The sequence below is a fragment of the Pseudomonas sp. CBC3 genome (assembly GCF_037967085.1).
Lineage (GTDB): Bacteria > Pseudomonadota > Gammaproteobacteria > Pseudomonadales > Pseudomonadaceae > Stutzerimonas.
Map to the genome: position 1 here is coordinate 452300 of NZ_JBANEO010000003.1, position 20025 is coordinate 472324.

The 20025-nt window shown below is 60.1% G+C and carries 18 protein-coding genes and 1 tRNA gene; 15 read left to right on the forward strand and 4 right to left on the reverse strand.

The window, feature by feature from the left end:
• Positions 1 to 36: 36 nt before the first annotated feature.
• Both V6943_RS14640 and V6943_RS14645 read left to right on the forward strand, forming a co-directional pair.
• Positions 37 to 112 (forward strand) — tRNA-Thr (locus V6943_RS14640).
• A gap of 301 nt (positions 113 to 413) precedes the next feature.
• Positions 414 to 1736: an amidohydrolase gene (locus tag V6943_RS14645; RefSeq protein WP_340554128.1), complete on the forward strand. Its 1323-nt coding sequence runs from the start codon at positions 414 to 416 to the stop codon at positions 1734 to 1736.
• Between the two features lie 268 nt (positions 1737 to 2004).
• Here V6943_RS14645 and V6943_RS14650 read toward each other — a convergent pair whose 3' ends face one another.
• Positions 2005 to 3246 (reverse strand): polysaccharide pyruvyl transferase family protein, encoded by a 1242-nt coding sequence (locus V6943_RS14650; protein WP_340554129.1) that lies wholly within the window; start codon positions 3244 to 3246, stop codon positions 2005 to 2007.
• Positions 3243 to 4475 carry an oligosaccharide flippase family protein gene (locus tag V6943_RS14655; protein ID WP_340554131.1) on the reverse strand — a complete coding sequence of 411 codons (1233 nt, stop codon included), beginning with the start codon at positions 4473 to 4475 and terminating at the stop codon, positions 3243 to 3245. The genes V6943_RS14650 and V6943_RS14655 overlap by 4 nt, the downstream gene beginning before the upstream one ends.
• A 432-nt stretch (positions 4476 to 4907) precedes the next feature.
• Between V6943_RS14655 and V6943_RS14660 the strand changes: the two genes are divergently transcribed.
• From V6943_RS14660 to V6943_RS14680, 5 genes are all read left to right on the forward strand, one after another.
• A complete protein-coding gene (locus V6943_RS14660) occupies positions 4908 to 5783 on the forward strand; it encodes a YihY/virulence factor BrkB family protein (protein WP_131650540.1) in 876 nt (291 codons plus the stop codon).
• Positions 5784 to 5954: 171 nt separating this feature from the next.
• A complete protein-coding gene (locus V6943_RS14665; RefSeq protein WP_340554133.1) occupies positions 5955 to 7070 on the forward strand; it encodes a glycosyltransferase family 4 protein in 1116 nt (371 codons plus the stop codon).
• A complete protein-coding gene (locus V6943_RS14670; RefSeq protein WP_340554135.1) occupies positions 7063 to 7827 on the forward strand; it encodes a polysaccharide deacetylase family protein in 765 nt (254 codons plus the stop codon). The genes V6943_RS14665 and V6943_RS14670 overlap by 8 nt, the downstream gene beginning before the upstream one ends.
• The gene (locus V6943_RS14675; protein WP_131650537.1) at positions 7824 to 8819 is read left to right on the forward strand and encodes a lysylphosphatidylglycerol synthase transmembrane domain-containing protein; all 996 of its coding nucleotides are present in this window, start codon (positions 7824 to 7826) and stop codon (positions 8817 to 8819) included. The genes V6943_RS14670 and V6943_RS14675 overlap by 4 nt, the downstream gene beginning before the upstream one ends.
• A gap of 107 nt (positions 8820 to 8926) precedes the next feature.
• Positions 8927 to 9118, forward strand: coding sequence for a CsbD family protein (locus V6943_RS14680; protein ID WP_340554137.1), 192 nt, complete (start codon positions 8927 to 8929; stop codon positions 9116 to 9118).
• Between the two features lie 204 nt (positions 9119 to 9322).
• Here V6943_RS14680 and rne read toward each other — a convergent pair whose 3' ends face one another.
• Positions 9323 to 12505, reverse strand: a complete 3183-nt coding sequence (gene rne / locus V6943_RS14685; protein WP_340554139.1) for a ribonuclease E — start codon at positions 12503 to 12505, stop codon at positions 9323 to 9325.
• A 549-nt stretch (positions 12506 to 13054) separates the two neighbouring features.
• Between rne and rluC the strand changes: the two genes are divergently transcribed.
• From rluC to V6943_RS14700, 3 genes are read left to right on the forward strand one after another with little or no spacing between them, the layout of a single operon-like run.
• Positions 13055 to 14008 carry a 23S rRNA pseudouridine(955/2504/2580) synthase RluC gene (rluC, locus tag V6943_RS14690; protein ID WP_340554141.1) on the forward strand — a complete coding sequence of 318 codons (954 nt, stop codon included), beginning with the start codon at positions 13055 to 13057 and terminating at the stop codon, positions 14006 to 14008.
• Positions 14001 to 14690 (forward strand): HAD-IA family hydrolase, encoded by a 690-nt coding sequence (locus tag V6943_RS14695; RefSeq protein WP_340554143.1) that lies wholly within the window; start codon positions 14001 to 14003, stop codon positions 14688 to 14690. Before rluC ends, V6943_RS14695 begins: the two co-directional genes overlap by 8 nt.
• Positions 14680 to 15669: a S49 family peptidase gene (locus V6943_RS14700; RefSeq protein ID WP_131650055.1), complete on the forward strand. Its 990-nt coding sequence runs from the start codon at positions 14680 to 14682 to the stop codon at positions 15667 to 15669. Before V6943_RS14695 ends, V6943_RS14700 begins: the two co-directional genes overlap by 11 nt.
• Positions 15670 to 15672: 3 nt before the next feature.
• Here V6943_RS14700 and V6943_RS14705 read toward each other — a convergent pair whose 3' ends face one another.
• Positions 15673 to 16251 carry a Maf family protein gene (locus V6943_RS14705; RefSeq protein ID WP_131650056.1) on the reverse strand — a complete coding sequence of 193 codons (579 nt, stop codon included), beginning with the start codon at positions 16249 to 16251 and terminating at the stop codon, positions 15673 to 15675.
• A gap of 103 nt (positions 16252 to 16354) precedes the next feature.
• Here V6943_RS14705 and V6943_RS14710 point away from each other — a divergent pair, with 103 nt between their 5' ends.
• The 5 genes from V6943_RS14710 (at position 16355) to fabG (ending at position 19905) form a co-directional block, all read left to right on the forward strand.
• Complete coding sequence (locus V6943_RS14710) at positions 16355 to 16882, forward strand: YceD family protein (protein ID WP_340554145.1); 528 nt, start codon at positions 16355 to 16357, stop codon at positions 16880 to 16882.
• A gap of 11 nt (positions 16883 to 16893) precedes the next feature.
• Positions 16894 to 17076 carry a 50S ribosomal protein L32 gene (gene rpmF, locus V6943_RS14715; protein ID WP_037021568.1) on the forward strand — a complete coding sequence of 61 codons (183 nt, stop codon included), beginning with the start codon at positions 16894 to 16896 and terminating at the stop codon, positions 17074 to 17076.
• Between the two features lie 3 nt (positions 17077 to 17079).
• Positions 17080 to 18150 carry a phosphate acyltransferase PlsX gene (gene plsX / locus V6943_RS14720; RefSeq protein WP_340554149.1) on the forward strand — a complete coding sequence of 357 codons (1071 nt, stop codon included), beginning with the start codon at positions 17080 to 17082 and terminating at the stop codon, positions 18148 to 18150.
• A 61-nt stretch (positions 18151 to 18211) separates the two neighbouring features.
• On the forward strand, positions 18212 to 19147 hold the full coding sequence (gene fabD / locus V6943_RS14725) for an ACP S-malonyltransferase (protein ID WP_340554151.1): 936 nt from the start codon (positions 18212 to 18214) through the stop codon (positions 19145 to 19147).
• 14 nt (positions 19148 to 19161) lie between these two features.
• Positions 19162 to 19905 (forward strand): 3-oxoacyl-ACP reductase FabG, encoded by a 744-nt coding sequence (gene fabG, locus V6943_RS14730; RefSeq protein ID WP_340554153.1) that lies wholly within the window; start codon positions 19162 to 19164, stop codon positions 19903 to 19905.
• The last annotated feature ends 120 nt before the right edge of the window (positions 19906 to 20025 follow it).

Genomic DNA, 20025 nt, shown 5'->3' on the forward strand with positions numbered 1-20025 from the left:
GCCGCACCGGCGAAACTCAATGATGCGCCGCTTGTTGCCGGTGTAGCTCAGTAGGTAGAGCAGCGCATTCGTAATGCGAAGGTCGGGGGTTCGACTCCTCTCACCGGCACCAGTAAATTCAAGGCCTGCAGCGATGTGGGCCTTTTCTTTTCAAGCGACTGGAGTGGCTTGCATCAGGTAAGCAGAGGCTGAAACTTCCAGGCCGCCAGCGATGTCCAGAATGGGAAGGCGGTACCTGCCCACACGGCAAGCAAAGGCGCATGAAGCCGTGCCTGATCGCCCGGAATCCGGGATTGATCGTAGCGCTGCTAATCCAGCCAAGCCGTTGGGGCTCATCAGAGTTGCACAGGGCAAAGACATGCTACGGGACAGTGCAACAACGTCCTTTCACACAACCTGATCAGGTACAGCATATGACCTTTCTACCCAAGCCCTTTTATCCAGCCCTGTTGGCAGGCCTGCTGCTCAGCCTGGGCGTCAACGCCAATACCCAGCTGGAGCAGCAAGTGCGCAAGGATGCCGCCGCGATAGAGCCCCAGCTGATCGAGTGGCGGCGGGATATCCATCAGCACCCTGAATTGGGCGAGCAGGAAACCCGCACCGCCAAGCTGGTCGCCGATCATCTCAAGTCGCTGGGCCTGGAAGTCACGACCGACATCGCCCGTACCGGCGTCGTCGGTATCCTCAAGGGCGCCAAAGCCGGGCGCACGGTAGCGTTACGCGCCGATATGGATGCGCTGCCCATCAAAGAGCCGGCGGGCTTGCCCTTCGCCTCCCAGGCGCGGGGCGACTACCACGGCACTGAGGTGGATGTGATGCATGCCTGTGGCCACGATGCGCACACGGCCATGCTGATGGCCACTGCCAGTGTCCTGGCCGGGATGAAGGACCAGCTTGAAGGCACGGTGATGTTTATCTTCCAGCCCGCCGAGGAAGGTTCCAGCCTGGTCCAGCCAGGACCAGACGCCAGCTGGGGCGCAAAGAAAATGCTGGAGGAAGGGCTATTCGAATCGTTGAAGCCGGACGCCATCTTCGCCCTGCACGTTATGCCGGGCCCATCAGGGCAGATTAGCTGGCGCACCGGTGCGACCACCGCCGCCAGCGACATGCTCAATATCCGCGTCACCGGCAGCCAAGGCCACGGCGGCATGCCTTGGAATACCGTTGACCCCATCGTCACGTCGGCTCAAGTGATCAACGGCATCCAGACCGTAGTCAGCCGCAAAGCCAACCTCACGCTCTCGCCGACGGTCATCACTATCGGCACCATCAACGGCGGCAGCGGGCCGAATATCGTCCCGGAAACCGTAGAGATGTCCGGTACCATCCGCACCTACGACGAGGGTGTCCGCGCGCAGGTCGGTGATGACCTGAAGCTCAGCGCGCAGAAGATTGCCGAAAGCGCTGGAGCAACGGCGCAGGTATCGGTCGAGCCCATGTACAGCACTACTATCAACGACGCCGAACTGGCCGAGCGCATGGCCCCTGCCATCGAACGGGCTGCCGATGGCAAGGTGGGCACTGCCGAACTGCCAGGCGCGGCTGAAGACTTTTCCTTCTTTGCCCAGCAGGTGCCTGGTCTCTATATGTTTCTCGGTATCACTCCGGAGGGCCAGGATCCGACTACCTCCGCACCCAATCACAATCCTGAGTTCTTCGTAGATGAGAGCGCGCTGGTGGTGGGAACGCGAGCGATGTCGACGATGGTGGTGGACTTCCTGTCAGGCGGGAACTGACAAGGCCTGCTCCGCTGCTAGCCCTAACCACAGTGAATTGTTTGGTTAGGCTGTTCATGCATAGGAGCGTTTGAGCAGAGCTGCTGGCATGACGGATCGTCAGCAAGCCGGCTCTTACGACAACGAAGGAGCAGACCTTCCTGCCCCTATCGCCAATCATCGGTCGCTCCAGAGGGAGCGACCTTGCAGGCAGCCGTTAGCGGTGTGAATTTCGTCACCGCATCGTTGCGGGTGTTTGCCGCTGTTTTTCACGTGCTTGTCGGGAAGCTCAGTTCGCGGCGAGAGCTTCTGAATCGGGTTGCCCATTTGTCGCCGTCTCGCCTCGAACCGGCGCCTGCTCGTAAAGTTTGACCATGTGGTCGAGATTGGCGCGCACGCGGCTTTTCATGGCTTCGACTACAGCCCGCAGCTCGGCTCGCTGGGTGTCGCCGAAGGCGTTGATCAGGTTGGAACCGATCTGGCTGATCTGGGGGACCTCCGCGAATCCGCAAGACTGCTTCGGCACCCAGGTTTCGAGAAAACTCGACAGTTTGACGACGCGCTGCGGAAGCAGCGCGATCTGCGGAACGGCATATGCCAGGGCGGTGATGGCGCCATGCAGGCTGGTGCCGCAGTAGAGCTTGCTGGTGGCGATGCAGCGGATGATGTCTTCGATGTTGCCGCTGTCGACACGGTAAGCGCGCTCGTCGCCCAGCAGGCTGTGCAGCTTGTCGAGCGGGCCGTCGTCGGAATGCCCAGGGGCCTTACCGATGGTGAGTAGGGCGATCTTCAGCCCGGTGCTGACGTTGAGTTCGGTCAGTTGCTGGGCGATCGCCTCGATGCGCCGCTTGGCGTGGTGATCGGATATATGGAAGACGATATGGCCGGGCTCGGTCGAGTCGACCTGCTGCGGGAAAATATCGGATATGAGAATGGCGCTGTCGGGCACCAAGTTGTGCTCGACACCAAGCTTGTCCAGTTCGGCCGAGGTCTCGCGGTCACGCACCGAAACATAGGTGCAGTCCTTGAGATTCCGTCTGATGGCTTGATGAATCAGCGGTTTCTTTCGGCTGATCTCGTTACCGCCCACGCTGTTGTACATCACCTTGTAACCGGGCAGGTCGCGCTCGCCCAATACCAGCGGGATATCCGACGGAATCGAGGTGAACAGTCGGCTCAGGCGAATGAATGCCTTGTGGCCGATGAGGTAGGGGCTGGCCTTAATCGGGTAGTAGATCGCCTGCGGCGCGAGGTAGCCGATGATGCTTTCCCATTGCGCGGTCAGGCATTCGCCGCCGGCGACGATGAGCATGGTTTTAGGCTGGTCACGGGTTATTTCCAGTGCTTTCTTCAGCGGAATGGTAGGTAGCGCGCCATAGCTCGAAAGATCGGATTTCTTGGTCGCCGCGACCAGTACGGAAAAGCGGCCGTCCGCTTCCAGATAACGTTTGAGGACGATTGCAAAGAGCAGGTCGCCATAGTTGTGCCGGTCATAGGCTCCGTAAGCAATTACGTTTACCCGGTCAGTCATGGCGTCGGACTCCTTTCGATTTGTTTGAACTGGACGTAGAGCAGGGCGTTTTTCAGTGTCAGCGCCACGGCGGTGGCGAAACAGGCGCCATTGACGCCGTAGCGCGGAATCAGAATCAGGTTGAGCGCCACGTTGATCACACAGGCGGCGATGTTGTTGTGCAGGTAGCGGCGATGGTTGCCTGTCATGGTCATGAAGATGCCAAGCGGTCCTGCGGCCAGCACGAAGAAATAACCAGCAGCCAGCACCAGCAACGGGTAGACGCCCTGTTCCCGATACTCGGCGCCGAACACGGCCAGGATGTATTCGCGCAGCAGGCCGATGGCGAGCAGGATCACCAGGGCCAGCGCAAGCATGAAGCGCGAATACTTACGCACGATGGCGAATGCCCCCGCACGGTCGTTCCGGGCCCAGCGTTTCGAGATGTCGGGGGCGATGGTGCCGTTGATGATGAACAGCAAGGTCGTCGAGAGCGCGGCGATCTTGGCAGCTATGTAATAGATGCTGACCTCGCTGGCCGAGCGCAGTACGCCGAGCATCAAGGTGTCGGACAGCTCGATGATGCTGTTCATCACGGCGATGAGCATCAGCGGTATGCACAAGGTGAGCATTTCCCGCCAGCTGAGCGCGTGTTCGGAGTCGGGCGCCGGTAAGCTGGAATGGGCGCGCCATATCGAGCCAACAATGGCCAGGCCGTAGCTGATCGCAAAGCAGCTGGCCACGGTGGTCAGGTCATTGCCGGAGATCGCGACCAGCAGCAACGTCAGGGTTGGTTGAAACGCGGTCTGCCAGAACAGTCCCTCGCTGGTTCTATGTTTGGCTTTCAGCGTCTCGCTGGAAATGCTGAGCAACGACAGGCCGAGCGCGGTGACCGCGAACAGTACGGTGGCGTGAGCGAAATGCGCCTGGGTGGTTTCGGAGAAATACACCACCGCCAGGCCGATCAGAAAGACCGGAACGTTCATCAGCGTGGCGAGGCCCAGCGCACGGTGAAAGTAGCGGCGTTGCTGGCCATTGCTCAATGAAGAAATACTCTTCAGACAGGCGATGTCCAACCCAAGCCGCGCCAGCAGCGACAGAAAGATGCCCAAGGCGACGCAAAAGAACACCGTACCGGCGAGCTCGGGAACCAATAGGCGCGCCAGCAGAATATTCAGGCCGAGCGTAGCCGCGGCGCCGCTGCCTTTGGTAAAGATCAAGCGGGCGTATTTGAGAAGGTCTGCGCTCATTCGTGGCTGTGGGGCGTCCGTTGCATATCCCGATTTCATTCGATGCTCCTGCGGCCGCGAAAGCGGCATAAGCCATATCTGGCGTATCCGCGTGGCAATTTTCGGGGCGAGCCGAGATTCCGACAGATCAACCGCATGTTCCGGTCGTTGCGCTGCGCGGTTGCGCCTGCATTCAGCGATGCACTGAACTGAGACTCCATCAAGAGCGTTGGCGAGGCCGAAAGTTCCTTGGTTACCGTTGCCATACGCAACAATTACGCTCCGCTCAGGCCGATAACGCGGGCCACTCCGGTACGTCATGGATACCGGCGCAGGCGGATTTCACGAGTCTCTGTCTGGGCGACAGCCGGGGCGGCCGTAGGAGAACTCTTGTACGGTCCGGTCGTCCCATTTTTTGATGGTTTCGGTTTTTATCAGCTCGGGGGTAACGCAATGGCATTGCTGGATACGCGCGGCATCGGCAGTTTCGAGTTGCTGAAACGCACCGTGAAGGAGTTCAGCAACGATGACATGACGACCTATGCATCGGCGCTGGCCTATCGAGCGATTTTTTCGTTGTTCCCCTTCCTGCTGTTCCTGATTGCCATGCTGGGCATGCTCAATCTTGAGGATTTCTTCGCCTGGCTGCGCGAGCAGGTATCGCTGATGCTTCCGCCCGATGCACTGCAGCTGGTCAATCCGGTGATCGACCAGATGCAGGAGCAGAAAAGCGGGCTGCTATCGATAGGTATTCTTGTTGCGTTGTGGTCCGCGTCGATCGGCGTTCGCTCGCTGATGAATGCCATGAACAAGGCCTACGACGTCAAGGAGGGCCGGCCGACCTGGAAGCTGATGCTGTTGGCGGTCGTTTATACCGTCGGCCTGGCGCTGATTCTGCTCTCGATGGCAGGTTTGATGGTGACTGGACCGCAGGTGATCGAGTGGCTCGCAGAGCAGGTAGGCCTGAAGGACATTGTGGTAACGCTGTGGACGTGGCTGCGCTGGCCGGTAATCGTGTTTCTGATGATGCTGGTCGTGGCGTTGCTGTACTACGTCACGCCAGACGTCGAGCAGGAGTTTCGCTTCATCACGCCGGGTTCAGTGCTGGCGGTCATCGTCTGGATTGCCGCATCGGTGGGCTTCGGTATCTACGTGCAGAACTTCGGCAACTACGACGCCACCTACGGCAGTATCGGGGCGGTCATCGTGCTGCTGCTCTACTTCTATATTTCCGCAGCGGTGCTGCTGTTCGGAGCGGAGATGAATGCTGTCATCGAGCATGCGTCGTCCGAGGGCAAGGATGAGGGGGACAAGCGCGTCGATGGCTAAGGTCGCCGACTCGGCTCGCGCGAACAACTGTCAAGGCTGGTTGTCCATTGATTTCATTGCAGAATCTTTCGGGCGCAGCCGGCGCTAGCCGCGGTGGGTACCGGCTGAGCGAGTTAGCCGTCGCTCGTCTTCCGAAGGTGCTGCATCGAGACCTTACGGAGACGCTCCATCTTGCATATCGCCGACATGACAATGTTCTACGCCCCCGCCAGTGGTGGGGTGCGTACCTATCTCGAGGCCAAACACCGCCGGCTGCAACTGTATTCGGGGGTGCGCCACAGCATCTTGGTGCCGGGCGACAGTCATAGCCATAACGGCGGCATTTATCAGATACCCGCACCGGCGCTGCCTTTCGGCAAGGGCTACCGTTTCCCGGTACGGCGCGCTCCGTGGCGCAATCAGTTGCACATCCTGCGCCCCGATGTGATCGAAGTCGGTGATCCGTACATGACCGCCTGGGCGGCGTTGGACGCGGGGCGACGTCTCGACGTTCCGGTCATCGGGTTCTATCACTCCGACCTGCCGCTGCTGGTAAGCAACCGCATCGGCGGGTGGCTGGGCACGAACATGAACGGCTACGTCTCGCGGCTGTACAGCGGCTTCGACCGTGTGCTTGCGCCGAGTCGGATAATGGCCGAAAAGCTGCAGGACCTTGGCGTCGGCGATGTCTATGTGCAGCCCTTGGGCGTGGATCTGGAAACCTTCCGCCCAGATCGACGCGATCCTGAACTGCGCCGGAAGCTGGGGTTGCCAGAGGAGGCGCGGCTGATGATGTTTGCCGGACGCGGCTCCAGAGAGAAGAACATCGATGTCCTGCTGGACACCGCTCGGTCACTTGGCAAGCCCTATCATCTGTTGTTGGTTGGGTCGCGCATGCCTCACCGGGTGCCGGAGAACGTTACGGTGATCGACCGTTTCTGTCCGGCAGCCGATGTGGCGCGTTATATGGCCAGCTGCGATGTGTTGCTGCATGCCGGTAACCAGGAAACGTTCGGGCTGGTAGCACTGGAGGCCATGGCCTGTGGCATTCCGGTGGTTGCTGCGCGAGCCGGTGCATTGCCTGAGCTGGTGCCGTTTCATACCGGCCGCCTGTGCCGCCCGCTGGATGCACTGGCGATGGCGCAGACGGTGCGCGAGATCTTCGAGGACGACCCACGCTTGCTGGGTGCCCAAGCCCGCCAGCACGTCGAAGCTCATCATGCCTGGGACGCCGTAGTGGCCGGCCTGCTCGCGCACTATCACGCAGTAATGGGTACTGTCGATCTGCCGGTCGCCGTGCATGGCTGAGCGCAGCCTGATGCTGGTGCTGCATGACGTGGCGCCGGAAACCTGGCCTGACTACGAACCCTTTGTCGAAGCCGTCGATGCGCTGGGCGGGATTCCGATTTCCTGGTTGGTGGTGCCGGATTTCCATCACCGCAACCGACTCGAAGACCATCATCAATTCAGGCATATGCTCGATGGGCGTCTCGCCCGCGGTGATGAGCTGATACTGCACGGCTACCATCACGCAGACGAGGCGCCGGCGCCTCGCACGCCTCGCGAGTGGTTCATGCGCCGGGTGTTTACGCATGAAGGAGAGTTCTATTCGCTGGATCGGCACGAGTCAGCCAGGCGCCTGCAGCGAGGCATCGAGCTGTTCGAGCGAAACCAGTGGCCTTTGCACGGTTTCGTCGCGCCGGCGTGGTTGTTGGGTACCGGGGCGCGGCAGGCCTTGGCGGCAACTGGTCTGAGCTACACCAGCGATCCGGGGCATTTCTACCTGTTGCCCGATTACACCGCAATAGACGCACCCGGCTTGGTCTGGAGCGCGCGCAGCGCCTGGCGCCGCGGCATGTCACATCTAGTCAGTGAAAAAATGCTCAGCCGGCACCGTCAGGCAGCGGTGTTGCGTCTCGGGCTGCATCCGGTCGATATGCGCCACGAGTTTTCTCGTCGCTACTGGCTTGATCTGCTGGCCAGGCTGCTGGCGGAAGGAAGAACGCCAATGACCAAAATCGAGTGGTTGCGCCGGCACGCACCTGTATCGAGCGCCGTGGCATGAACCGCCGCTGGTGGCTATTGTTCGGCGCCTTGCTGATCGCGGCACTGGTTCCGTTTCTGTTGGGCGGCAGCGGACTGTTCGAGCGGTTGCTACGCTTCCCGCCGGGGCTGTTGTTGGCGATGCTTGGCATGATCGTGCTCGGCTGGTATCTCAATGCGTTTCGGTTGCGACTGCTGATCGGGCGCCGTCGCCTGCGGCAGCCTCGTGCGCTGGGCATCGTCATCGCCACCGAGTTTGCAATCTGCGCCACGCCGGGCGGGGCCGGCGGGCCGCTGACGATGATGGCATTGTTGCTTCGCCAGGGCGTGACGCCTGCCAAGGGCACCGCAACCTTTGCCGTCGAACAATTGGCCGATCTACTGTTCTTCAGCTGCGCACTGGTGGGTGTGTTGATTTACGCGGTAACTCACTCGATCAACACCTATATCGCCAGCCTGCTGGGTTTCAGCGCTGCGTTGCTGCTCGGCCTGATGGTCCTGCTGGCGTTGCTCGGGCGTTTCCATCGGCAGGTATTTTTGATCAATGGTTGGCTGGCCGGTCGTCTGGGCATGAAGGCCCCACGAAAGCGCTTCTGGGCGCGCAAGGTGTTGAGCTTCCGCAATGCTCTGTTGGATTGTTTCCGGCTGCCGCGGGCGATCCTGCTTGGCGTGTTCGTACTGACGACACTGCACTGGCTGCTGCGTTACAGCGTGCTTTACCTCACCCTGCAGGGGTTGGGTAGCCAACTCGCCTGGGCGTGGACCTTCATCATCCAGCTACTGGCCCTTACTGCCGGGCAGTTGAGCTTGTTGCCGGGTGGTGCAGGCAGTGCCGAGTTGGCATCGGCTGCCTTGCTCGCGCCTTTGGTAGGCAAATCAACCGCTGCGGCCGCCATCCTTGTCTGGCGCTTCGTTACCTATTACTTCTATCTGATCGTTGGCGCGCCGCTATTTTTTCACCTGGCCGGACGACCGCTGTTCAACCGGCTGATGAAAAAAGCACGTAGCGGTTGAACCTTTCTGGCCTGGAAGCGTGTCGATACCGCTTTTCGGAAAAGCGAAACTATCGCGCGATTGGCTCGGTCCATTGTTCATAACCCACGAAGCGAGAGGAACATGCCATGAGCAGCTCTGAAGACAAAATGAAAGGCAACCTCAATGAAGCGGCCGGAAAGGTAAAACAAGGGCTCGGTGAGGCTACCGACAACCAGCGCATGAAGAACGAAGGGCAACGTCAGGAAGTCAAGGGTGACGCGCAGCAGGTGAAGGGTGAAGCCAAGGATACCCTGAAAAAAGGCATCGATCGCGCCTGATGACGCCATGAGAAATGCCCGCTCCCTGCGGGAGTGAAATGACGAACCCCACTTAAGAGTGGGGTTCGTCATTTTTGGCGAGCCTGAATGCGTGGCGGTTAGCCTGCTCGCAGCGAAGCGAAGCCGCTCAAATAAAAAGCCCCGGCTAGAAACCGGGGCTTTTAGTTGGAGGCCCTGCATGCAGGGCTTCAACAGCTGTGGCTATCAGCTCTGACGCTTTTTGTCGTCGTCCTGCTCGTCGGCTTCGTCAGCCTCAGGCTCCGCTTGCGTGGCGGGCTTGAACGGCTCTGCCTCGGGTTGCGTGGTCTCGGCGAAGACTTGTTCGACTTCCGGCTCTGTTGTGAACTGCTCAGGCTGTGGGGCGGCTTCAGCAATCTTTTCCTCGCCGCTGGCTGCGCTGGCCGTTTGTTCGGCTGGTGCATCGCCAATTGGCGCGCTCACGATCTCCGGGCTGGCCAGGTCTGACGACAAGTCTGCTTCGGCTTGAGTTTCGGTTGCTGTCGGAGCCCGAGTTTCGGCTGCTTTTGCTTCAGTTTCAGCGGCTTCCTTTGCCAGACGCTCCTGCTCGATGCGGCGACGACGTACCTCGCGCGGATCGTTAGGCGCACGACCGGTCATGGTCGGGGCTGGTGCCGGCTCGATCGACGCCGGAGCAGGCTGCTCAGCGACAGGTGCGGCTGCTTCAGTGGGAGTGGGCTCGCTCACGATCGACTCAGGCTGGCTGGCTACCTGTGGGGCAGGGGCAGGGGCAGGGGCAGGGGCAGGCTCGGCTTGCGCAGCGACTACCTCAACGGTGTCTGCCTGAGCAATCGGTGCGACGCTTTCGGCTGGCTCAGCCACTTCGGTTTCGGCAGCGGTCTCGTTGGCCGTTTCAGCTTGTATCAGTGCTTGTGGAGCAGCCTCGACGTCTGCCTGGGCTACAGCTGGCGCCGTATCGGTATCGGCCGTGTTAGCAGCGAGGGCCGCTGCGGTCGCGGCAATGGCGACCTGCTCGGATTTCACCGGAGCATTGCTTTCGTTGACTTCGGCTGTGGTGGTCTCGCTTTCGCCGTCGATCTCGTTCCCGTTAGCGTCGCGCTGACGATCACGGCGGTTGCTGCGACGACGCTGACCACGGGAACGGCGCCGTGGGCGATCACCGTTCTCGGTCGAATCCTGCTCGTCCTGGGCGTTCTCAGCCGTTTCGCTCTGTTGCAACTCCTCCGCGCTCACGCTTTGCTCCGCGCGCGGCTTGCGATCCTCGCGAGGCGGGCGCGGCTTACGCTCGGTAGTCTCCTCACCGGTGCCGGCGTTTGGAGCGGTCTGCGTTGGTTCGTCGAGCGGTGCGCGCAGTTCGCGCTTGCGCTCTTCGCGGGGCTGACGGTCTTCACGAGGGGTGCGTTCGCGGCGTGGCTGCTGCTGCGAAGGGCTATCGTTGGCCTCGATCGGCTCACGGGCTTCGCGTGGCTTGCGCTCTTCGCGTGGCGGGCGCGGCTGACGCTCTTCGCGGGCCGGGCGTTCTTCACGAGGGGCGCGCTCTTCGCGCGGAGCACGTTCCTCGCGTGGCTTGCGCTCTTCATCACGATTACCGCGTGCGTCGCGACGGCGGTTTTGTTGACGACCGCTACGGCGCTCATCGTTGCGTTGCGGGCGGCTGCTCGCGGCAGGTTTCTTCTCGGCTTCGACCGTCGGTGCTTCCTGCTTGCCGGCGAAGAGGCCAACCAGGGACTTGACCAGCCCCTTGAACAGGCTCGGCTCCGGAGCGACAGGCGCAGTTGCTATTGGCGCGGGGGCGGGCGTCGGTGCAGGGGCGGTGCGCTGTGGTGCAGTTTTCACTGCGGCTTCCTGGCGAACCAGCGTACGTGTAGAGCTGACTGGCTGAGCTTCCTCGACCTCGGTCGGGCTCATTTCGTAGCTAGCCTGACCGGCGACGATTTCCGGGCTGTCGTCACGCAAACGCTGCACTTCGAAGTGCGGCGTTTCCAGGTGATCGTCCGGCAGAATGAAGATCCGCGCGCGGGTGCGCAGTTCGATCTTGGTAATGGCGTTGCGCTTTTCGTTAAGCAGGAAGGCGGCAACCTGGAAGGGTACGCGGGCGCGAACTTCGGCGGTGCGGTCCTTGAGTGCTTCCTCTTCGATCAGGCGCAGGATGGCCAGGGAGAGTGACTCGACGTCACGGATAATGCCTTGGCCGTTGCAACGAGGGCAGACGATGCCGCTGGTTTCGCCGAGCGATGGACGCAGACGCTGACGGGACATTTCCAGCAAGCCAAAGCGCGAGATGCGACCGACCTGAATGCGTGCGCGGTCGGCTTCGAGAGCCTCGCGTACCTTCTCTTCCACGGCGCGCTGGTTTTTCGCTGGAGTCATGTCGATGAAATCGATAACGATAAGACCACCGATGTCACGCAGGCGCAGCTGACGAGCGATCTCCTCGGCTGCCTCCAAGTTGGTCTGCAGCGCGGTTTCTTCGATATCGCCGCCTTTGGTGGCGCGTGCCGAGTTGATGTCGATGGACACCAGGGCTTCGGTGGGGTCGATGACGATGGATCCGCCGGACGGCAACTTCACTTCGCGCTGGAAGGCGGTCTCGATCTGGCTTTCGATCTGGAAGCGGTTGAACAGCGGCACGCTGTCTTCGTACAGCTTGATCTTGCTGGCGTACTGCGGCATCACTTGCTGGATGAACGAAAGGGCTTCGTTCTGCGCTTCGACGCTATCGATCAACACCTCGCCAATGTCCTGGCGCAGGTAGTCGCGGATGGCGCGGATGATGACGTTGGATTCTTGGTAGATCAGGAAGGGAGCGGGGCGGTCCTGGGAGGCTTCCTTGACTGCGCTCCATAGCTGCAGCAGGTAGTCCAGGTCCCATTGCATTTCTTCACTGGAGCGACCAAGGCCGGCGGTGCGGACGATCAGCCCCATGTCAGCGGGTACGTTGAGGCCGTTCAACGCTTCGCGCAGCTCGTTACGCTCTTCGCCCTCGATGCGGCGGGAGATGCCGCCTGCTCGCGGGTTGTTCGGCATCAGTACCAGATAGCGGCCAGCCAGGCTGATGAAGGTGGTCAGAGCAGCGCCCTTGTTGCCGCGCTCTTCCTTCTCGACCTGGACGATGACTTCCTGACCTTCGCTCAGAACGTCCTTGATATTAACGCGGCCTTCCGGAGCCTTTTTGAAGTACTCGCGGGAAATTTCCTTGAGGGGGAGGAAGCCGTGGCGGTCGGCGCCGAAATCAACGAAAGCGGCTTCAAGGCTGGGCTCGACGCGAGTGATCTTGCCCTTATAGATGTTGGCCTTCTTCTGCTCGCGAGCACCAGATTCGATATCGAGATCGAACAGGCGCTGGCCGTCGACCAGTGCAACACGCAACTCTTCGGGTTGAGTTGCGTTAATCAGCATTCTTTTCATGTAGTACCGTCGGTTTCCAGGGCAGCGGAAACGGCGTTCGGCACACACGACTCTCGCGGTCGGTGTCAGGTGAGTCAGGAATGGTTGTAAGGCACTCCAGTGTCCAGCGATGTGAGGCCAGTTGGGCCGGCGTCGCGACGACGTCTCCTGCTTCTGTCGGAACAGAGGCAATTGTTCGGGGAGGAGGAATCAGCAATCGGTAGCGGACGGAATGAAGCGTCTGTGAAAGCCTTTGCTACGCAATCCGATGGCTGTGCATCTCCACCCAACACTCATACTTTGAAAATCGGGTGCCGCTCACAGAGTCCGGGAGCGGGTTATCGATTATCGCGATTCCCCAGCGGGGGCACGCATCATGTCTTCAAGGCTTGTTTCGGTGCCTCTGCTACTGAGAGAAGCTCCGTCGGACGGCCTCACGTCCTCGAACAGTACTGAGTCGGGAATGGCGGTTTCGCTGGCATCCCTCGACTTGGCCGCTTTTGGCGGCGTCTGGACTATAACAGCAATGTTTCGGTGCTTCAAATAAGGGAAAATTGCTATCATCCGCGAATGACCAATACCCCCTCTCAGACCTCCGGCGTGCAACTGCTCGAGGTCTCGCCGGAGCTTGCCGGCCAGCGCATCGACAATTTTCTCCGTACTCAGCTCAAGGGCGTGCCCAAGACGCTGATTTACCGCATCCTGCGTAAAGGCGAGGTGCGTGTGAACAAGGGGCGGATCAAGCCCGAATACAAACTCCAGGCGGGTGACGTCGTTCGTGTGCCGCCGCTTCGGCTGTCAGAGCGGGACGAGCCGGTTCCGCTGGCGCAGGGGCTGCTCGAGCGGCTGGAAGCAGCGATCGTCTACGAAGATAAGGCGTTGATCGTGCTGAACAAGCCTGCAGGGATCGCGGTGCATGGTGGCAGCGGTCTCAGCTTTGGTGTCATCGAAGCGCTGCGCCAGCTGCGCCCGGACGCAAAGGAGCTGGAATTGGTGCATCGCCTGGATCGGGATACGTCCGGGCTGCTGATGATTGCCAAAAAACGCAGCATGTTGCGCCATCTGCATCAGGCGCTGCGCGGAGACGGTGTCGACAAGCGCTACATGGCACTGGTGCGTGGCCGCTGGGATGCCGGTAAGAGGCAGGTGAATGCGCCACTGCTGAAAAATACCTTGCGCTCAGGTGAACGGATGGTCGAGGTCACCGAGGAGGGCAAGGAGGCGCTGACGCTTTTCCGTGTGCTACGTCGTTTCGGTGACTTTGCCACGCTGGTCGAGGCTAAGCCGGTGACGGGACGTACTCATCAAATCCGTGTACACGCGCGTCATGCCGGTCATGGCATCGCCGGAGACAGCAAATATGGCGATGAAGAATTCTCCAGAGTCATCCGTGAGCTGGGCGGCAAACGTTTGTTTCTTCATGCCTATGCCTTGACGGTGCCCCTGCCGGACGGCGGCGAACTGAGCCTGGAAGCGCCGGTTGATGATACCTGGGCGCGGACGCTGGAGAGGCTTGGTGAATAGATACGATCTGTTGATCTTCGACTGGGATGGAACCCTGGTGGACTCGATCGGGCGCATCGTCGAGTCGATTTCCGTCGCGGCGGCGAACTGTAGCCTGCCCGCCCTTGACGACGACATCATCAAAGGCATCATCGGGCTCGGTCTGCCCGAGGCGATCGCCGCGCTGTATCCGCATGTGACGGATGTGAAAAGGGTCGAGGCGTTTCGTCGTGCCTATGCCGATCATTATCTTCTACTGGAAGCTGAGCCATCGATGCTCTATCCGGGGGTTGCGCTGGCATTGCAGCAGTTACGCGAGCAGGGACACCTGCTTGCCGTTGCGACTGGAAAAGGGCGGCGCGGGTTGGATAGGGTGCTCGCAGGTCAGGGTTGGAGCGATTTTTTCGATGTGACCCGCTGCGCGGATGAGACCGCGAGTAAGCCTGATCCGTTGATGATTCACGAGATTTTGGCGCACTGCGGCGTCCGTCCTGAGCGGGCCTTGATGATCGGGGACTCGTTGTTCGATCTCGAGATGGCCAGGCGGGCGGGGGTAGACAGTGTCGCTGTCTCCTATGGTGCGCAGACCCTTGAAGTATTGCAGGCCTGTGCGCCGTGCATGTCCATCAATCACTTTTCGGAGCTCGGTGACTGGCTGTGCTCCACTGATACCGCTCTCGAGGTAGTTGAATATGTCGGATGAATGGAGAGCGCCCGTAGTCGAGGCTGAGGACAAGGGAGAGCGCAACAGCTGGAAGGTACTGGAAAAGACCTTGCTTGCCGGTGTGCAGGAACAGCGGCGAGCTCGGCGCTGGGGAATATTCTTCAAGCTGTTGACCTTCATCTATCTCTTTGGCGCTCTTTTGCTGTTCTCCCCGTTGTTGCAAGTCGGTGACGGCAAAGGTGCGAGCGGTAGCCATACTGCGGTAATCAACGTCCGTGGAATGATTGCCGATGAGGAGTCGGCGAGTGCGGACAATATTGTCGGGGCGCTGAGAGCGGCCTTCGAAGATTCCAGCACCAGGGGCGTGGTGTTGCGGATCAATAGCCCGGGCGGTAGCCCAGTGCAGTCTGGCTACATTTACGACGAGATTCGCCGGTTGCGTGGCGAATATCCTGCCGTCAAGGTCTATGCGGTGATTACCGATCTGGGTGCATCGGGCGCCTACTACATCGCTAGCGCCGCGGATGAAATCTATGCGGACAAGTCGAGCCTGGTCGGTTCCATAGGAGTCACGGCGGCTACCTTCGGATTCGTCGAAACGATGGATAAGCTTGGGGTGGAGCGCCGGGTCTACACCTCGGGTGAGCACAAGGCGTTTCTTGATCCATTCCAGCCGGAAAAACCGGAGGAAACCGAATTCTGGCGAGGTGTGCTGGGAACCACTCATCGCCAGTTCATCGAAAGCGTCAAGCGGGGTCGCGGAGATCGTTTGCAGGTTGCTGAGCATCCCGAGCTGTTTTCCGGGCTTATCTGGTCTGGTGAACAGGCGCTGGAGCTCGGCCTGATCGATGGGCTTGGAAGCACCAGCTACGTTGCGCGCGAGGTGATCGGAGAGGAAGAGCTGATGGACTTCACCGTCAAAGATTCCGCTCTGGATCGTTTTACCAAGAAGCTGGGTGCCAGTGTCGGTTCACAGCTGGCTTTGTGGATGGGGTTTCAAGGGCCGCAGCTGCGCTAGCTGTCAGGGCACCTCGATCCCAGCGTTATTGAGCATGTCGACCAATCGAATCAGGGGGAGCCCGATCAGGCTCGTGGCATCGGGGCCTTCCGTGGCTTGGAACAGGCTAACCCCCAGTCCTTCGGCCTTGAAGCTGCCTGCGCAGTCAAAAGGCTGTTCGGCTTGCAGGTAGCGCTCGATCTGTTGATCGTTGAGCTCTCTGAAGTGCACCGTAAACGGCGTGCAGTCGACCTGGATGGCTCCGCTTCGGCTGTCCAGTAGTGCCAGTCCTGTCAGAAAGCTTACGCCTTTGCCGCTGCAGGCTCGCAGTTGCTGCTTTGCTCGTTCGAATGTGTGAGGTTTGCCTAGGATTCGTTGTCCCAAGACGGCGACTTGGTCGGAGCCGATGATCAAATGATCCGGGTAGGTGGCTGCCAAGGCTCGAGCCTTTTCACTGGCCAATCGGCGTACTAGATGTTCGGGTAGCTCGCCTGGGCGTGCGGTTTCATTTATTTGCGGGGCGCTACAGTCGAAAGTCAGCCGCAGTCGTGAAAGCAGTTCGCGTCGATAGGGCGAGCTGGAGGCGAGAAGCAGGCGGCGCATTTTTCTTCCTTTATATGGGTGTCTGGTTGCCGGTCGGCTACGCTCGATTGTGGGATTGAATTCCTTTGACAGTCGAGGGGTGCGTCCCTAGAATGCCGCGCTTATGTTGAAAGGACCAATACCACCGCACGTTGAACCGCGCAAGCTCGCTGACCGAGCGGCCACTTTGAAGGGTGAGCTGCAATTGTCGGAGCTGAGGCGGCTCGTCGATCCTCTCGAGGATGACAAGGGTGTGGTGCGCGCCAGTTTAGTTTTCGGGCGCGACGAGCAGCACACAGTGGTAATTCACAGTGCGCTGGATGTTGAGGTCACGATGATTTGCCAGCGTTGTCTGGAGCCGGTTGTTCTGCCTATTCACAGCGAATGCGTCTACGCCGTGGTGAATGAAGGCGCGAGCAGTCAGCACCTGCCTAAGGGCTATGACGTGCTGGAAGTGGGAGAAGATCCGTTGGATCTGCTGGCGCTGGTTGAAGAGGAGCTTCTGCTTGCTCTTCCGATTGTTCCACTCCATGACCAAGAAGTTTGCCAGCCGCCGGTTGGGCCTGATGAGCCCGAGCCGAATGAGGACGAGGTATCGCGGTCCAACCCGTTCAGCGTACTGGCTCAGTTAAAGCGTGACCCAAACGTTTAGGAGTTGATCCAATGGCTGTTCAGCAGAACAAAAAATCTCGTTCCGCCCGTGACATGCGTCGCTCGCACGACGCGCTCGTGCCGAACGCCCTGTCTGTGGAAAAGAGCACAGGTGAAGTTCACCTGCGTCACCACGTTTCCCCGGAAGGTTTCTACCGTGGTCGTAAAGTGATCGACAAGGGCGCTGACGAGTAAATCTTGTCTGCTCCGATCATAGCGATCGATGCAATGGGTGGGGACTTCGGTCCCCACTGCATTGTTCCGGCCAGCCTCCAGTGTCTGGCTGAAATCCCCTCGCTGCACCTGGCCCTGGTTGGCCAATCTCCCGTTCTTGAAGAAATCATCGCTCGGCATCCGGCTGTGGATCGCGCTCGTCTGGCGATTGTCAGTGCCGACGAGGTGATTGGCATGGATGAACGCCCGACGCAGGCGTTGCGTGCCAAACCGCGCTCTTCCATGCGTGTTGCGCTGGAGTTGGTGCGTGACGGTCATGCTCAGGCCTGTGTCAGCGCCGGCAATACCGGTGCCCTGATGGCGCTTGCTCGTCACGTATTGAAGACGCTGCCTGGTGTCGATCGTCCGGCCATGATGGCTGCAATACCTACGATCGAGGGTGTCTGCCTGTTGCTTGATCTTGGCGCGAATGTGGATTGCACTGCCGAGCAGCTCTATCAGTTCGCGGTGATGGGGTCGGTTGCGGCAGAGAGTCTCGGTATCGAGCGTCCGCGGGTTTCGTTGCTCAACGTGGGCACTGAAGACATCAAGGGCAACCAGCAGGTCAAGGCGGCCTCGGGGCTGTTGCAGCAAGCTGGCGATATCAACTATCGAGGCTTCATCGAGGGTGACGGGCTGTTTCGTGGAGAAACCGACGTGGCGGTGTGCGATGGCTTTGTTGGGAATATCCTGCTCAAGTCCAGCGAAGGATTGGCGCATATGGTCGCCTTGCGTGTCGAAGCGCTTTTCCGCCGCTCGTTGATTTCACGCGCGGTGGGGGCATTGGTGTTGCCATTGTTGCGGCAGTTGCGCGCCGATCTACGGCCGGCGCAGTACAACGGTGCGAGCTTTCTCGGGCTTCAGGGTATCGTGGTCAAGAGCCACGGTAGTGCGGGCGCGGAGGGATTCCGGTCGGCGATCCTGCGCGCGGCTCGGGACGTTCAGCATAATTTGCCGGAGCAATTGCATAGTCGGCTCGAGCACCTGCTCGTGACCAATCGGTCAATAAGCGGCGCTGGTGATGTGACCGCTGCCGGCAGCTCGCCATCCAACTGAAAATTCGGTGCGTCCCCGCGGCGTATTCATTCTGACGAACAACCACAAGAGAGCCGTTTTCATGTCCGCATCACTTGCATTCGTCTTTCCAGGCCAAGGATCCCAGGCCCTCGGCATGCTCGCCGAGCACGGCGCACGGTCCCTGATCATCGATACCTTTGCCGAGGCCTCTTCGGTGCTTGGTTACGACCTCTGGGCACTGTCTCAGCAGGGCCCAGAAGACCATCTGAATCAGACCGACAAGACTCAACCGGCTATTCTCACTGCCTCCATTGCTCTATGGCGCTTGTGGTTGGCCGAAGGCGGCGCGAAGCCGGCATTCGTCGCTGGGCACAGTCTTGGCGAGTATTCGGCACTGGTCGCGGCAGGAAGTTTAGCGTTCGCGGATGCCGTGAAGCTCGTTGAGCTACGCGGTCAACTCATGCAGCAAGCCGTTCCGGCCGGCACTGGTGGTATGGCAGCGATACTTGGATTGGAAGACGCGGATGTCCTGGCGGCTTGCAGCGAAGCTGCGCAGGGTGAGGTCGTCAGCGCGGTCAATTTCAATGCGCCTGGCCAGGTCGTGATCGCCGGTAGCGCTGCGGCTGTCGAGCGTGCTATCGAGGTCTGCAAGGGCAAAGGCGCCAAGCGCGCGATGCCGTTGCCGGTCAGCGTGCCGTCGCATTGCGACCTGATGCGTCCAGCGGCAGAGCGTTTTGCCGACTCCCTCGCTGGAGCGGCCTGGCGGGCTCCGGAGATTCCGTTGGTCCAGAATGTCAGTGCGGCTATCGTTTCGGATCTCGATACGCTCAAGCGTGACCTGCTGGCCCAGCTCTACAGCCCGGTTCGCTGGGTCGAGACCATTGTTGCGTTGAGTGCGCAGGGCGTGACCGAACTGGTCGAATGTGGCCCGGGCAAAGTGCTTTCCGGTCTCAACAAGCGGTGCGTCAAAGGCATCAACACTTACAATCTGGACACCCCGGAGGCCTTTGCTGCCGCTCGCGGCGCTCTGGTCTGAACAAGGAGACATCTATGAATCTGCAAGGCAAGGTCGCCCTGGTAACGGGCGCCAGTCGTGGTATCGGCCAGGCCATCGCTTTGGAACTTGGTCGTCAGGGCGCCATCGTGATCGGCACGGCGACCTCTTCCTCGGGAGCCGAGCGCATTGCCGAGACACTCAAAGAGAACGGTATCGAAGGTGCTGGGCTGGTGCTGGATGTTTCCAGTGACGAGTCGGTGGCGGTTACGCTGGAGCATATCCAGCAGCATCTCGGACAACCGGCTATTCTGGTCAACAACGCCGGCATCACTCGTGACAATCTGATGCTGCGGATGAAAGACGATGAATGGCACGATGTGATCGATACGAATCTCAGCAGCCTTTATCGCCTGACCAAGGGGGTTTTGCGCGGTATGACCAAGGCTCGCTGGGGGCGGATCATCAGTATTGGTTCCGTAGTAGGTGCGATGGGTAACGCGGGGCAGGTAAACTACGCTGCGGCCAAGGCCGGGCTCGAAGGTTTCAGTCGCGCACTGGCTCGTGAGGTCGGCTCGCGTGGTATCACGGTCAATGCCGTGGCGCCAGGTTTCATCGATACAGACATGACGCGTGAGCTGCCAGACGCTCAGCGTGACGCTTTGCTGGGGCAGATCCCGCTGGGTCGCCTTGGGCAGGCGGAAGAGATTGCCAAGGTCGTCGCTTTCCTTGCTTCTGACGGCGCTGCCTACGTTACCGGGGCCACGGTTCCGGTGAATGGCGGCATGTACATGAGCTAATGTGACGTCTAACGCAAGCATGCAGTCATAACGGCTGATTCGTTTCGTTATAAAACTGCGGTTAGCTTATAGACAGAAGGTTGAAAGCAGGTTCATGCTTGCCCGCTTTCAGCTTGAAAT